This is a genomic window from Calditerrivibrio sp. (assembly GCF_049968475.1).
Classification (GTDB): domain Bacteria; phylum Chrysiogenota; class Deferribacteres; order Deferribacterales; family Calditerrivibrionaceae; genus Calditerrivibrio; species Calditerrivibrio nitroreducens_A.
Map to the genome: position 1 here is coordinate 1 of NZ_JBMFQS010000005.1, position 14,309 is coordinate 14,309.

The following is a 14,309-nucleotide window of genomic DNA, read 5'->3' on the forward strand; positions in this document are numbered from 1 at the left end:
TTACTGGAGTTGGAAAAGAGGTTGAAGGAGAAGGAGTTGTAAACTTTGCAAGGGCATTTCAGCAGGCAGGAGCAAAGGCTGTGATAGTGAGTCTCTGGGAAGTGGCATCTGAGCCAGCAGTGGAATATATGAAGACATTATACAGCCATCTGAAATCAGGCAAAAGCAGAGCCGAGGCAATGAAGCTGACAAGGACAGAAAACTAAGTGTTATCATATCTTTACTCTATTTTCTCATTTCTCAAATTAACTGATAATTCACATTAAGATAGATAATTATTGATAAATACCAGCGTAATAGACCTGTCCAAGAGCTATAGAAGCATCGTTTGGGGGTAGAATATGGTGGTGGAGGGGAGTAAAACTGTTTTCTTTTAGTAAATCTTCTGCTAATTTTAAAAGTAAGATATTTTGAAATACACCTCCGGAGAATAGCACAGTATCAATTCCTGTTTCCTCCCTTATTATCTTACAGCAATCAAGTATTATGTGGGCAACAGTTTTGTGAAATTTGAAAGATATATCTTCTGGGGAAATCTTTTTAAAATAATCTAAAATTACTGATTCTATGACTTTTGAGATATCAATTACGTTGTCCTCTATTTTGTAAGGGTATTTGTCTATGTGCCAAAATTTTGCTATAGATTCAAGGGCTATGGCGGCGTGGCCCTCAAATTCGTTTGCTTTTACACCTGTTAATATAGATCCAATAGCTTCAAACAACCTTCCCATACTTGATGTTAACGGTGAATTTATTGAATTATATATAATCGATTTTATTAATGGAGTCTCACCTTTTGAATCGAAAGCAGTTTCAAGCTTTTCTATAATGTTTTCATCCATTCCAATTTGTAGCAGATATCCAATCAGCATCCGATAAGGGGATCTGGCGGCGGCATCTCCACCAGGTTGTCTAAAATACTTTAGATGAAATCTTCTATTCACGTCACCTTTTTTATAGAATATCTCTCCACCCCATATTGCCCCATCCTCTCCCAATCCAGTCCCATCAAAAATCACACCGATAATGTTATCAGCTTTCCTGTGTTCCGACATTATGGAGAAAAGATGTGCCTTATGGTGCTGTAATTTTATTACCTTTATCCCCTTTTTTCCCGCATACCTTTCTGCAAATATAGTTGAATAGTAGTCTGGGTGAAGGTCTGTGATTATCTTTTTGACATCTATTTCAAAGAGATTTATCAATTTTTCAAACGTTTCTTCATAGAATTCTGCTGATTCTACGTTATCTAAGTCTCCTATATACTGACTTACGATTGTATATTTTCCTTTGGTAAATGCGATGTGACTTTTTAACCCTGCCCCTGCTCCATAATAAGATTCTTTGTAATATAAGCCTGTAACTATAGGTATAGGGGCAAGCCCCCTCGAAACCCTGATGGGGTAGGGTTTACCTTCAAAAACTGTAAAAACGGAATCATCCACCCGTGTGTGTATGGGTCTGTTGTGATGAAGAAAGTATCTGGTGAATTTGCCTAACTTATTTTCTGCATCTTTTTCGTCTATGACAATCGGCTCATCCTTTTCATTTGCACTTGTGGCTATTATAAATTTGGTTTTTAAAAAATAAAATAGTAGCTGATGTAGAGGTGTATAAGCTTTCATAAACCCTATTTTTTTATTTAAAGGGGATATAAGATCTGGTAGTATGTCGTCAATCTCTGTTATCACTATTGGAGCGGCAGGGGAGTCGAAGAACGAGATTAGATCATCATTTAGGTAATTTTTGATGGTTTCAGCATCCTTCACCATTACCGCAAAAGGTTTTGCCTTACGTTTTTTTAATCTTCTTAATCTATTTATCGCTTCCTCATTTCTGGCATCGCAGATTAGGTGGTATCCCCCCAGCCCTTTGATTGCCACAACCTCTCCGCTGTCTATCAAAGAGGCACACCTTTTTATGGCTTCTACACCTTTTAAATTTAAATCACTCAGGTAAACAAAAGGTCCACAGATTTCACAGCAGTTTGGCTGTGCGTGGAATCTTCGATCTGTCTCATTCAGGTATTCTTTTTTACAATCAGGACACATTGTAAAATCTGCCATTGTGGTTTTATCCCTGTCGTAGGGGATATTTTTTATAATCGAATACCTTGGGCCGCAGTTTGTACAATTTATGAAGGGGTAGAGGTATCTTCTGTTTAAAGGATCAAACAATTCTGATATACAATCTTTGCATATTGATAGATCTGATGGGATTAGGGTGATACCTTTTTCAGGGGTGGATTTTTCAATTGTAAAATCTTTTAAATTCAGATCTTCCGTTTTTTCAACGGTGATGTCTAAAATTCTGCTATTTTTAGGGGCTTCATCTTTGAGTCTTTTTATAAATTTTTCCAACTCTTGACTGCTGCATTCAAGGTGAATTATAACGCCATAGGTGCTATTTTTCACATGTCCTTTCATTTTCATTGACACTGCAAGGGTATAAACAAATGGTCTGAATCCAACTCCCTGAACTATTCCATCAACGGTTATCTGATATGCCATAAATTATCTTCTTCTGTTTAACCACCATTGGGGGTTGATGTGCTGTAAAAACTGTTCCGTTTCAACACCATTTATCTTATGAAATAGTGGTGCTTCGATGGCCATTTCAGCTCCGGCACCTTTTCTATATTCCATAAATGCCAGTCTACCTTTTTTATTTAGATCTGGATAGAGTATTTTTAATCTTTTAGGTTCTATGAAATAATCTTTTGTATGCTGGAAAAGCTCCGATAATCTGTCAGCTATAAATGATAGATAGAGATATCCTCCCGTTTTGAGATAGCTTTTGCTAAATCTAAATATATCTTCTATCGTCAGGCTAAAAGTAAATCTTGCAAGCTTTTTCTGATCCGAATTGGAAATGTATCCGGTGTCCCCTTTTCTATAAGGTGGGTTTGAGATTATCATATCGACGTTTTCTCCGGGTTTAAATTCATTTACATCGATATTTATCGGGACGATGATGTCTTGAAGTTTATTTAATTCAATTGTTTTACATAATAATTCGTAAGACTCTTTCTGAATCTCAACGGCGTAAATTTTTTCTATCTTAAAAAATTTTGCTAATAGTACCGAGATTATACCGGTGCCTGCCCCTATTTCAATGACCTTTTTATATATGGTGTCTTTTACAAAACCTGCCAGCAATATAGAATCTGTGGTAAATCTGAATCCATTTTTTGGTTGGTATATCTTGATATCTGGTAGTATGATGCTGTCTAAGGTAAAACTTTCACTCATATTACGAGGAAATAGCTAATCTCTCTTCTTTCATGAGGGAGGCGTTTATTAGATTTTTTGTGTATTGAGACTTAGGGTTGTTGAAAATTTCAAAATTAGTTCCCTGCTCCACAAGATCACCTTTTTTCAATACCATAATTTCATCACAGATAAATTTCACTACGGCAAGATCATGGGCTATTAATACTATTGTTTTCCCCTCATTCTTGAGTATTTTAAGAAGATTTAGAATCTGGGCGGCAAGTGAAACATCGAGGGCGCTTATCGGCTCATCAGCAATTATTATCTCCGGATCAAGTATAAGAGCCCTTGCTATCGATATTCGCTGCCGCTGACCACCAGAAAATTGATGTGGATATCTATGGACGTGCTCCTCCTCAAGCCCCACTTTTTTAATCGTATGATTGATTATTTCTGAAATTTTAGTTTTATTCTTTGTGATCTGCTCTTTTAAAATATCTGAAAAAGATGAGTGAATTGTTAACCTTGGATTCAGGCTGGAGTAGGGATCCTGAAAGACCATCTGAACATTTCTTCGGTATTCCCGATAAATCTTCTTATCTGAAATGCCTACTCCTTTGTATCTTACCTCTCCACTATCCGGTTTTATGATATCCGCCAATATCCTGGCAAGTGTGGTTTTGCCGCTGCCGGATTCCCCCACAATACCAAGGCAGACACCTTTTTTGAGGGATAAAGATATATTATTCAGAGCATAGACGTATTCTTTGGAACTTTTTAGAAAAGTATCAAAAAGTTTAAACCGTTTTGTTATGTTGTCCGCCTGAAGAAGTAACATGTTCTATTTCTTCGGGATGGTTTTAATCACCACAGAGTTGTTTGTGAGGATTTCTTTTAACACTCTTAAAATATCTTCATCTGTGGTTTTATTTATATTTTCTATGAAATTTTTATAATAATTTTCCATTCCGAGCGTATAGGAGTAGCCGATATCCTCTGCTTCCGCTGATGCCTTTTCTCTTCTAAAGATTATGGTGCTTTTTAATCTATTTCTGGCAGATTCCAATTCGGTTTTTGGGATACCATTGTTTAATATATTTGAAAATATACTCATAATTTCCCTGTCGACTTTTGTATCTTTACCAGGCTCGCAGGTGTAAAATACCAAAAAAGTGCCCCCATACTTCAAGCCGGAGTATCCACCAAATACAGAGTTTACAAGACCTTTTTCATTTTTCAAGGTTTTGTTTAAGATGGACATCTCTCCGCCGGATAAGATCTCTTCCAGCAGATCCAGAGCGTAAATATCCTTTTCATTGATTTTTGGAGCCGGATAGGCAATAAGACCATATACCTGATTTACATCTTTTTTGAAAAATTTTTCCACAGGCTCTGGTAGTGTCATCTGTTCAAAAACTATATGTTCTCCATAAGGGATATCTCTTTTTTTGCTGAAATACTTTTCCGCAAGTGCAAAAGCTTTACTTTTGTCTATATCCCCCACAATTGCGAGGGTCATATTGTGGGGATGGTAGTATTTTTTATAGTAGTCCATAAGTTTCTGATGATTAAAAGATCTCACATTGTCTTCCGTGCCGATAATCTCCATGCTGTAGCTTGTTCCTTGATGCATCTTTTCCGCCAGTGTTGTCCACATGTCGTAAGTTGGGTCGTCATATCTCCTTTTAATTTCTTCAATGACAACAGGCTTTTCTTTTTCAATTTCATCATCTAAAAAAAGAGCGTCAAATACCATCTCGCTTATAACTTTAAAAGCAACTTCGACATTTTCGGTGGGTATGGTGATGTAGTAAAAAGTGTAATCTTTACTTGTTGCGGCATTCATCTGTCCGCCATTTGCTTCAACTATGCTATCGATTTCATCCGGTTTGAAGCTTTTTGTCCCCTTAAACACCATGTGTTCTAAAAAGTGTGATATACCATTGATATCTTTAGTTTCATTTCTTGATCCGGTATTCATCCATAGCTGCACAGAAGTGATCTTTATGTTTGGTATATTGTTGTAAACCACTTTTACATCATTACTCAATTTAAATTCTTCACTCGCAAACAGATTAACCCCCAAAAAGTTTATTATAAAACCCAACATCAAGATTTTAAAAAACTTCATCTTTACCACCTTCTATCATATCTGTACTATTTTATCAAGGGATTCAAGTATAACGTTGTAAGGTATTAAAGAATATGAATCCCCTTCTTCTAAGGATTTTACAAAACTGAAATAGTTCGAAAAGAAGAGTTTTTCTTTTTTTACTATGTTCTTATACCACTCTGGGTCAAAGGTAACTTTGTGGGCAAACTTTTTTTGAAGTATTTTTATCTTTTTTAAGAGGTTGTCTTTATTCACATTATCCCAGTGATCATTTGGCTTTAGATCTTTTATCCTGTTTGTAAGTAACTTGAAATTTAATACCTCAGACATCTGATAATAATTCTTAATCAATAGTTCTATATCTAGGGATTCTTTTACCACAACTTCAAAAAGATCAAACGCAGGTTTGCTGAATTTTATTCGGGCTACTTCGTATGCTAAATTGGATGGCAATTCTTTTGATATCAGATCCTGTTCGAATGCTTTGAATATTTTTTTGAAATCGCCTCCTGGTATATCCCCTATTTTTTGGAGTATTTTTATAAAAAGTTCTTTATTGTTCTGTAGCATTTCAAAGTTTGTATCATTTAGCATCCATTCTGTGGCAACTGCAAGTGTTTTTTCAATTTCAATAAATGCAGTATAAACGGTTGATGTGGATTTTTTTTCGTCTAATTGATCAAGTTTATTGCGCAATTCAGATAGATTAAAGAGCTCCTCCGCCTGAAAATATCGTAGCATTATCCTGTAGAAGTCTTTTCCGTAAAGATTATGGAGATTCAAATAATTTACAAAACCGAATTGATTTACAAATTTATTTACCATCACGGTGGCTAAAATCTCTTTAATTAATTTGTGTTCATAAATGGAGTGCCCATACTTTTCAAGCAGTGTTTTGGGATAATAAGATTCGTAAAGTTTTTTCAATATAGGTTCATTTATATCCACATCTTCCAATATTTTATCGAATAGGAAAAGCTTGGTATAAGCCATCAATACTGCCAGTTCTGGACGGGTTATCCCTCTATTTTCTTTTATAAATTCTATTTTTTCAATTTCAAAATTTAATAAACCTATATCTTTCAGATAATTTGCAGCTTCTTTGTAAGGAAGTATATTATTTTCCGCATTTATTGCCTCTATACTTAATATTCTTGATTGCTCAAAGTTGTCCCTTAATACAAGTTTGGTAACTTCGTCTGTTAAGGCTGATATGATCTTGTTTCTCTCTTTTAGATCTTTTATCTCTTTTGTTTTCATAAGGTGTGACAAGAGAATTTTAAGGTTTACCTCATGGTCAGACATATCTACGCCGGCGGAGTTATCAACGGCATCGGTGTTAATTTTTCCACCTAAAAGTGCAAATTTTATTCTACCTTTCTGGGTAAAACCGAGGTTGCCACCTTCACCAACAACTTTTACCTGTAGCTCCTCCGCATCTATTCTTACATTATCATTCAGCTTATCACCAACCTCAGCATTTGTCTCTGATGAGTCCTTAACATATGTGCCAATTCCACCATTCCAGAGCAATTCCGCGTTGCATTTTAATATCATTTTTATCAGCTCTTCACCGGTCGCAAAATTTTTATCCGTTTTAAACATTGCTTTCATCTCTGGAGATAATTCTATTTTTTTAGCCGATCTTTCAAATATGCCACCACCTTTAGAAATTAAGTTTTTATTATAATCGCTCCAGGCGGATTTTGGAAGCTTAAAGAGTCTTAATCGCTCGTTGAAGCTTGTGGATGGATCTGGATCAGGATCAATAAATATATGCATATGATTGAAGGCAGCTATCAACTTTATCTGTTTTGACAGAAGCATGCCGTTGCCAAAAACGTCACCGGACATGTCTCCTATACCAATTACTGTAAAAGGTTCCCTCTGGATATCTTTCCCCATCTCTCTGAAGTGTCTTTTTACAGATTCCCAAGCACCTTTTGCCGTGATGCCGACTTTTTTGTGGTCATAACCGGCACTTCCTCCAGATGCAAATGCATCACCTAGCCAGAAACCGTATTCAATGGAAACAGCATTTGCGATATCGCTGAAAGTTGCCGTTCCTTTATCTGCAGCAACAACAAGGTATGGATCTTTTTCATCATAAATAACAACATTCTGGGGATGGACAACTTTCTTACCCACATAGTTATCCGTAATATCCAGAAGTCCCCTTATGAGGGTTTTGTATTGTTCTATCACATGAATTTTATCAAGATTGCTATCATCAAATCTTTTTTTAACTATAAAACCACCCTTAGATCCTACGGGAACAATAACTGTATTTTTTACCATCTGTGTTTTCATCAGTCCAAGAATTTCAGTTCTAAAATCGTCGTGTCTGTCGCTGAACCTAAGTCCACCTCTTGCTACTTTTCCTCCCCTAAGATGAATACCTTCCATATTTGAACTATGTACGTATATTTCATAAAGAGGTTTTGGATCGGGTAGAATATTGAGTGTTTTGGATGATATTTTAAAGGATATATAGTTTTTAGTGGGTTTTATGAAAAAGTTTGTTCTTATCATATTTTTTAGAATATCCATGAAGCATCTTAAAATTCTATCTTCCACCACTGATTTCACAGACTCTATTTTCGTTGTTGTTTCATCCACAATTTTTTCTATGGATCTTTTTTGGATTGATGGTTCGAATTTTTCTAAAAAGTATTCGATGAAAAGCTTTGAAATTTCAGAATTATTAAGGAGTGCATCATCTATGGTATTCCTTTTAAAATTTGAATTTATCTGTTCAAGATAGTTTCTGATGGCTCTTAAAAGATCAATTTCTCTGTAATTCAGCTGGGAAGCTATGACGAGTTTATTTAACCTGTCATTTTCCACATTATCAAGGATAACATTTTCCACAAGTTCTGGTACTGACTGTTTAAAATTTTCGTAGAACTGTTTTGCATCGTTTATACAATCGAGATAGATGCTGTGGATATATGAGCTGTTATTTTCTTCTGATTTAATTTCAAAGATATCTTCCTCATTTACTTTTAAACCTATGTTATCCACAATTGGCATAATATCCGTAAGAAGCATCCTCTGTTTTTTGTATATTTTTATGATTAGCTTGTTGTTTTCGATGTATAAAGATGAATAAACATTATTTGAAGAGAGTTTTTTCAGATTATTTATATCGAATACAGCTTCGTATGGGGAGCATTTTACTTTATAATTTTCAGGAAAGAGGTTGACGTATGTGTCGTATACTCTGTCAGCTTCATATCCGGGAAGTTCTTCGGATAATATATTGTAAAATTCTTCTTCCCAACCTTTTATCAGTTCTGAAATTAAAGATTTTAGCTTATTTTCATCCACTTTAGTTATCAACTCTTTTGTATAGAGATTGAAGTGTATAAAATTGTATCCGTGTTCATCGTGTCTTACGGAAATATCTAACGTTTTCGCCGTTAAAAACTTTTCAAAGGATTCTTTCAGATCATTTACGAGCTCGGATGAGTATTTTTCATAAGGAATGGCAAGGAAGATATACAGATTTTTCTGTGGTGGAAATGTTTTATAATAGAGTCTTATCTGATTTTTCCCCTGTATGCTGAATATTGTTTTCATTATTTCAATGAGGGTTTTTTCATCAAAATTAAAGATCTCTATCTTTGGGAAAGATTCAATTATATCGATCAGCCATTTGTGGTCGTGAGAACCGTTAACAAAATTAAAATGCTCAATGATCTTTTTTATTTTATTTTTTATCAGGGAGATTTCCATTGGATTTGATTTAAGGGCATCTTTTGTAAATACACCTATTATGGAGATGATACTTAAATTGTCCTTGTCACCTGATATTAATATTATTCTATCGTAATTTTTTCTCTTTTTTACCTTTGATTTATAGATTGCTTTATCCACTACGATGGGATAATTGTCCAATCTCAATATTTTGTTATTTTTTACAGCATTTATGATGGATGGAATAAGTTTTGTTGTTCTATTAAATTTGTATACACCCATCTGATCCAGGGAAAATTCATTATCGCTTTTTATGTTACTTATGACTCTAACCCCCTGTATTATAAACTTGTCACTGATAAGCCAGCTTATAAAATCTGATGTTTCGGTGCTTAACCCATGGTATCTTTGTTCTAACTGTTTCAAGAAGCCCAACATCTTGGGATAATCATCCACTACTATTAAAACATTTTCGTAAATATCCTCCACTTCAGCTTTTATCTTTTCAAGCTCTTCATTTGAGATATTAGATATAAATACCACCACAAACGATTCGTTTGAGGAACCTATGTATGGCTCACTAACATCCACGACTTCACCTTTATTATTTCTCTTGATACTTAAAATTGGGTGAATGATAAACTGCTGATTAAGGTTGATTTCATAAAAATATTCCCTCAAACTATCCACCAGAAAAGGTCTGTCATCGGTTATTAATGTTAATATTGAGAAATTTCCAATGATGAATTTATCCGTAATGCCATTGAAGCTGTTTATATAGTATCTCTTTTTTTTGCGATCTTGTAGATTTTTATATAGCTCAAGGAGAAATTTTCTTAGATCCTCACTATTTAAATGGGAGATGAGATTGTCCGGAAGTTTGCTTATCATAATCTTAGAAAAATTAAAAAAATTATCTTCCCCTTCAGCCTTTTCAGGAAAGAGTGATTCTATCAAACTCACCTTATTGTTTCTGGAAAAATCCTCTGTGAGATCGTTGTGTGTCAAAAAAGAGATATTTAGCATAATATGCTCCTAATATATATTTATTATACTTTAGCTACCCCTGACTTGTATGCTTCTTCTTCCACAGCTTTTGCTACCTCTTCATGAACTTTTACATTTAAAATGTTTGGTACTAGGTCACCGTATAATGTATGATTGGCTATTGCTTGAGCGGCAGCTATTTTCATTCTTGCATTTATAGTCTTTGCGTTTGCCATAAGAGCCCCTTTGAATAAGCCAGGGAATGCAAGTGCATTGTTTATTGCTTTACCATCTGCAGCATACAAGGCTCCAGCTTTCATGGCATCTTCAGGATCTATTTCCGGATCAGGGTTTGAGAGGGCAAGTATGATCTGACCTTTTTTCACCATATCTGGTGTTATAAGTTTTGGGCAACCTGTTGTGGCTATGACTATTTTTGCATTGTCCATTATCCCCTTAAGATCAGTAGGGATTCCCCCTCTGGCAGCGAAAAGATCTTTCATCTGCGGGTTTAAATCGGTTCCGTAGATCTTTTTGATACCATAAGCGGTAAGAAGTTTTTGTATACCACTACCTGCTGCTCCAAGCCCTATTATACCCAAAGTTGAGTCTCTGAGATTTATGAAAGTATATTTAGCTATATTCAGAAGAGCAGCCAAAACAACTACGGCTGTTCCATGTTGATCATCATGGGTAACAGGAATATCAAGCTCGTTATCCAGAGTTTCTTCAATTTCAAAGCATTCCGGCGCCTTTATATCTTCTAATTTTATTGCTCCAAATGTTGGAGCTATTGCTTTTACGGTATCTATTATTACCCTTGGATCTTTGCTGTCTATCAGTATTGGATATCCATTGATACCTGACAACATTTTAAAGAGTAGAGCTTTCCCCTCCATTACCGGCATACCTGCCACAGGTCCAATATCCCCCAGGCCTAAAATAGCAGTTCCATTTGTGACGATTGCCACATTGTTTGGTATTGTGGTGTATTTTCTTGCAAGCTCTGGTGATTCCTGTATCAGTTTACAAATCGAAGCCACACCTGGGGTATAGACAAGCCTTAAATCATCCACAGACTCTATCTGCACTCTGGGGACAACTTCTATCTTGCCATTCTGGTGTACTTCCTGAACGATATCTCTTATTTCTACAAGTTCTATGCCATCTAAGGAAGATATAGTTTCACAAACTCTATCCACATCCTCTTTAGTGGAAAAATAAACATCTAAATCTCTAACCTTATAATCTTTGCCTATATGTACTGTTTTAATTTCACCAAACATACCCCCCAGTTCTCCTACGGTAAGAGCAAGTCTGCCAAGGTATCCAGGTTTATCAAGTATTTTAACTCTCAATGTTTTGATTATTTTGCTTCCGTATTCTATCCTCATATTATCCTCCATATTTATATATCATAAAAAAATCTTTTTCAATAGTTAGTTTTATTATCCTAATATAATTAGGCCATAATATGTTTTTTGTTTTATATGGTCAAACTTTTGATTAACTAAAACATATACTGTTAGTTTAAGTTTCGTTATAAAATTTAAACACAATCTCTTATTGCCGATGTGAAGATATTTATTATTCTTCCGGATAGTCCCCATATTATATTTCCTTCATAATTATAGAAAAAATTAATATGTTTTTCATCGTTTCTTAGCCAGGTTTCTTTCCATTGATTTTTTTTATCGAAGAAGAAGTTTAGCGGTATAAACATTACCTTTTCAACTTCAAAAGGGTCTGGTTTTAACATGCAGAGATTAAAGTCTTCTATGTAAGCCACGTAAGGCTTAACCGTAAAATAGGTAACGCTGAATTCGTTTTGTAGAAAACCTAATATTTTGACGTGTTGTTCCAGTATCCCGATCTCTTCTTTAAGTTCTCTCAATGCTGTTTCTGCAAGGTTTCTGTCTTCAGGATCCTGACTTCCCCCGGGAAATGAGATTTCTCCGCTGTGGTTTTTCAGGTGATTTGTTCTTTTGGTCATGAGAATACCGTAAGAATCGTCTAATCTAACAATAGGTATTATCACTGAGGCCACTTTTTTATATTTTTCGTAATTTACATTACGCGGCTTTCTTTTGTATTTTTTAAGACAATCTTGAATTTTTAGTAAAAAGTCATCCACGCGATTTCAATGCCTCTATATCTTTTTTCAATTCCTCTATATCCTGTTTTGTGGCAAGGTTTAGTTTTTTTACTATTTCAGAAATCATCTCTTCGATCTTTTTCTCAAATTCCTGCGCAGATCTATCTGCTGATTTTAAAAATTCTGCAATTTTTGAATCACTTTCGTTGTATTTTTCTCCCCTTGTCAGAAGTTCGTTTAAGAAGTCTTTTGCCTTTTCTTCAGTATAGGATGCAAGGCCTAATCCTAAAAGAAAAAGTTTTCTTGAAATCTCATTCATATTACCCCCTTTTATAGTTTATAATAATATTTTATAAGACATTTTAATAAATTCAATAAAATTTATTCTTTATTCTAAGTGCTGGATTATTTCAAAGCTGGCGGGAGTTGGGTTGTTTCATTGTCTGAGGGGGTGGCTTTGTCGTAAAGTATAAGAAAGCTGATTCTCCTGTTTATTGGATCATTAGGGTTATCTTTGACTAATGGTCTTGTGGCAGCATAGCCTGCAACGGAAGAAATCTTATTTGCATCGTAACCATTTACCAATAGCTCTGCTCTTGCGTTATTTGCCCTCTGGATGGATAGATCCCAGTTTCCATTTTTGTCTCCTCTATATGTCATTGCATCTGTGTGACCTTCTATGACGATTTTGTTGCTTAGTTCGTTTAGAGTGTTGGCCAGTACTTTTAAGATGGCTTTACCATTTGCATTTAAAGACGCACTTCCACTTGAAAAGATTGGGTTACCAGTTTTGTCAATGACATCAATTCTGATCCCTTCGGGTGTGGTGGATATCATAATCTGATCGCTGAACTCACTTAGTTGAGTTTTTATTACGCCCATAAGGGATTCTTTAACCTTTTCCCCATTATTTTCAGTAGCTGTGGCGGCAATCTCCACTTCAATCTTTTCCACAATCTGGGCCTGCCCTTTTTTATCTGATTCAAAGGGTTTTCCGGTACCACCTTCCATTATAGACCCACCTGCTTTTTCGAAGATGGAAAATGTTCTGAAATACATGGCTATTTTTGCGCGCTTTTCTTCAGATGTCATATTCAAAAGCCACATTACAAGAAAGAATGCCATCATCGCAGTAACAAAGTCGGCGTAGGCAATCTTCCATGCACCTCCGTGGGCTCCACCTTCTTCTACTTTCTTTACTTTTTTGATTATAATAGGTTTTTTTTCATTACTCATCGAAAGAGCCTATTTTATATTTTTAAGTTTTTCTTCTAATTCTTCAAAAGAAGGACGGGCAGAAGGAGGGATAGCTCTTCTGGCAAGCTCAATAGCTGCTTTTGGATCAGGAGTATTTACAAAAAATACAAGGGCTTCTTTGACTACTTTGAATACAAAACTGTTGAATATAACTATATTTTCAAGAGAAGAAGCAATTGGTCCCACAATACCGTAAGCTAATAAAACCCCCAGGAATGTACCCACAAGGGCGGCACCGATATGGTGTCCCAAAACTTCAGGTGGCTCACTTATCAATCCCATCGTGATAACAACCCCCATAACCGCAGCAACAATACCAAATGCCGGTAGACCATCAGCCATTTTCTGAATTGCATGGGCCGGCAGATGTTCCTCTTTGTGGGCTGTTTCAATATCTACATCCATAAGGTTTTCCAATTCATGGGGTTGCATAACACCGGTAAGGATAACTTTCAGGTTATCGCTGATGAAATGAAGAAGATGATGATTTTTTAAAACAGATGGATAGTTGTTAAAAATTGGGCTTTCTTTTGCATTCTCCACATCACTTTCAAGGGAAAGTAAACCGTTTTTTCTTGCTTTGATAAATAGTTCGTAAAGTAGCATTAAAAGATCTTCATATTCTTTTTTGGAAGGTGTTTTACCTGATAAAAAGCTTTTTAACCCTCCTACAATGAGCTTGATCAGGGCTGTGGGAGAACCCACAATAAGTGCTCCAGTGGCAGCACCGCCAATAATTATAAACTCTGATGGCTGAATTAGCATATGAAGATTACCACCAGCTATCAAATACCCACCCAATATAGAACCAAAAACTACTATATATCCAATAATAGCCGTCATAGCTATACTACCTCAAAATTTTTTAATCATACAAAATCATTCGACCAATTTAAAAAAAACATAAGCATAAAATTAGTATTGATTAAATTCCCTAAAACATATA

The 14,309-nt window shown here is 35.4% G+C and carries 11 protein-coding genes; 1 reads left to right on the forward strand and 10 read right to left on the reverse strand.

Features of this window, described 5'->3' with window-relative positions; genetic code table 11:
* The coding region (locus tag ACP5Q2_RS05595; RefSeq protein ID WP_428098060.1) for a CHAT domain-containing protein at positions 1–206 on the forward strand (206 nt) is incomplete at its 5' end.
* Positions 207–275: 69 nt separating this feature from the next.
* Here the strand turns inward: ACP5Q2_RS05595 and hypF are convergent.
* From hypF to motA, 10 genes are all read right to left on the reverse strand, one after another.
* A complete protein-coding gene (gene hypF / locus ACP5Q2_RS05600) occupies positions 276–2,510 on the reverse strand; it encodes a carbamoyltransferase HypF (RefSeq protein WP_428098063.1) in 2,235 nt (744 codons plus the stop codon).
* A 3-nt stretch (positions 2,511–2,513) separates the two neighbouring features.
* Positions 2,514–3,251, reverse strand: coding sequence for a tRNA1(Val) (adenine(37)-N6)-methyltransferase (locus ACP5Q2_RS05605; RefSeq protein WP_424605368.1), 738 nt, complete (start codon positions 3,249–3,251; stop codon positions 2,514–2,516).
* Position 3,252: 1 nt separating this feature from the next.
* On the reverse strand, positions 3,253–4,050 hold the full coding sequence (locus ACP5Q2_RS05610) for an ABC transporter ATP-binding protein (RefSeq protein WP_424605369.1): 798 nt from the start codon (positions 4,048–4,050) through the stop codon (positions 3,253–3,255).
* 3 nt (positions 4,051–4,053) lie between these two features.
* The gene (locus ACP5Q2_RS05615; protein WP_428098068.1) at positions 4,054–5,343 is read right to left on the reverse strand and encodes a M16 family metallopeptidase; all 1,290 of its coding nucleotides are present in this window, start codon (positions 5,341–5,343) and stop codon (positions 4,054–4,056) included.
* Positions 5,344–5,358: 15 nt separating this feature from the next.
* Positions 5,359–10,050 (reverse strand): NAD-glutamate dehydrogenase domain-containing protein, encoded by a 4,692-nt coding sequence (locus ACP5Q2_RS05620; protein ID WP_428098071.1) that lies wholly within the window; start codon positions 10,048–10,050, stop codon positions 5,359–5,361.
* Positions 10,051–10,073: 23 nt separating this feature from the next.
* Positions 10,074–11,405, reverse strand: coding sequence for an NAD-dependent malic enzyme (locus ACP5Q2_RS05625; protein ID WP_428098073.1), 1,332 nt, complete (start codon positions 11,403–11,405; stop codon positions 10,074–10,076).
* 155 nt (positions 11,406–11,560) lie between these two features.
* Positions 11,561–12,145 (reverse strand): NUDIX hydrolase, encoded by a 585-nt coding sequence (locus ACP5Q2_RS05630; RefSeq protein ID WP_428098075.1) that lies wholly within the window; start codon positions 12,143–12,145, stop codon positions 11,561–11,563.
* On the reverse strand, positions 12,138–12,425 hold the full coding sequence (locus tag ACP5Q2_RS05635) for a phasin family protein (protein WP_424605374.1): 288 nt from the start codon (positions 12,423–12,425) through the stop codon (positions 12,138–12,140). Before ACP5Q2_RS05635 ends, ACP5Q2_RS05630 begins: the two co-directional genes overlap by 8 nt.
* 86 nt (positions 12,426–12,511) lie before the next feature.
* Positions 12,512–13,342 carry a flagellar motor protein MotB gene (locus ACP5Q2_RS05640; RefSeq protein WP_428098078.1) on the reverse strand — a complete coding sequence of 277 codons (831 nt, stop codon included), beginning with the start codon at positions 13,340–13,342 and terminating at the stop codon, positions 12,512–12,514.
* Between the two features lie 9 nt (positions 13,343–13,351).
* Positions 13,352–14,206 carry a flagellar motor stator protein MotA gene (gene motA / locus ACP5Q2_RS05645; RefSeq protein ID WP_424605376.1) on the reverse strand — a complete coding sequence of 285 codons (855 nt, stop codon included), beginning with the start codon at positions 14,204–14,206 and terminating at the stop codon, positions 13,352–13,354.
* Positions 14,207–14,309 lie beyond the last annotated feature (103 nt).

Bases quoted from the DNA above. Each gene is read 5' to 3' on its own strand.
- ACP5Q2_RS05640 (WP_428098078.1), bottom strand. From the start codon at position 13,342: ATGAGTAATGAAAAAAAACCTATTATAATCAAAAAAGTAAAGAAAGTA.
- ACP5Q2_RS05620 (WP_428098071.1), bottom strand. From the start codon at position 10,050: ATGCTAAATATCTCTTTTTTGACACACAACGATCTCACAGAGGATTTT.
- ACP5Q2_RS05615 (WP_428098068.1), bottom strand. From the start codon at position 5,343: ATGAAGTTTTTTAAAATCTTGATGTTGGGTTTTATAATAAACTTTTTG.
- ACP5Q2_RS05605 (WP_424605368.1), bottom strand. From the start codon at position 3,251: ATGAGTGAAAGTTTTACCTTAGACAGCATCATACTACCAGATATCAAG.
- motA (WP_424605376.1), bottom strand. From the start codon at position 14,206: ATGACGGCTATTATTGGATATATAGTAGTTTTTGGTTCTATATTGGGT.
- hypF (WP_428098063.1), bottom strand. From the start codon at position 2,510: ATGGCATATCAGATAACCGTTGATGGAATAGTTCAGGGAGTTGGATTC.
- ACP5Q2_RS05610 (WP_424605369.1), bottom strand. From the start codon at position 4,050: ATGTTACTTCTTCAGGCGGACAACATAACAAAACGGTTTAAACTTTTT.
- ACP5Q2_RS05635 (WP_424605374.1), bottom strand. From the start codon at position 12,425: ATGAATGAGATTTCAAGAAAACTTTTTCTTTTAGGATTAGGCCTTGCA.
- ACP5Q2_RS05625 (WP_428098073.1), bottom strand. From the start codon at position 11,405: ATGAGGATAGAATACGGAAGCAAAATAATCAAAACATTGAGAGTTAAA.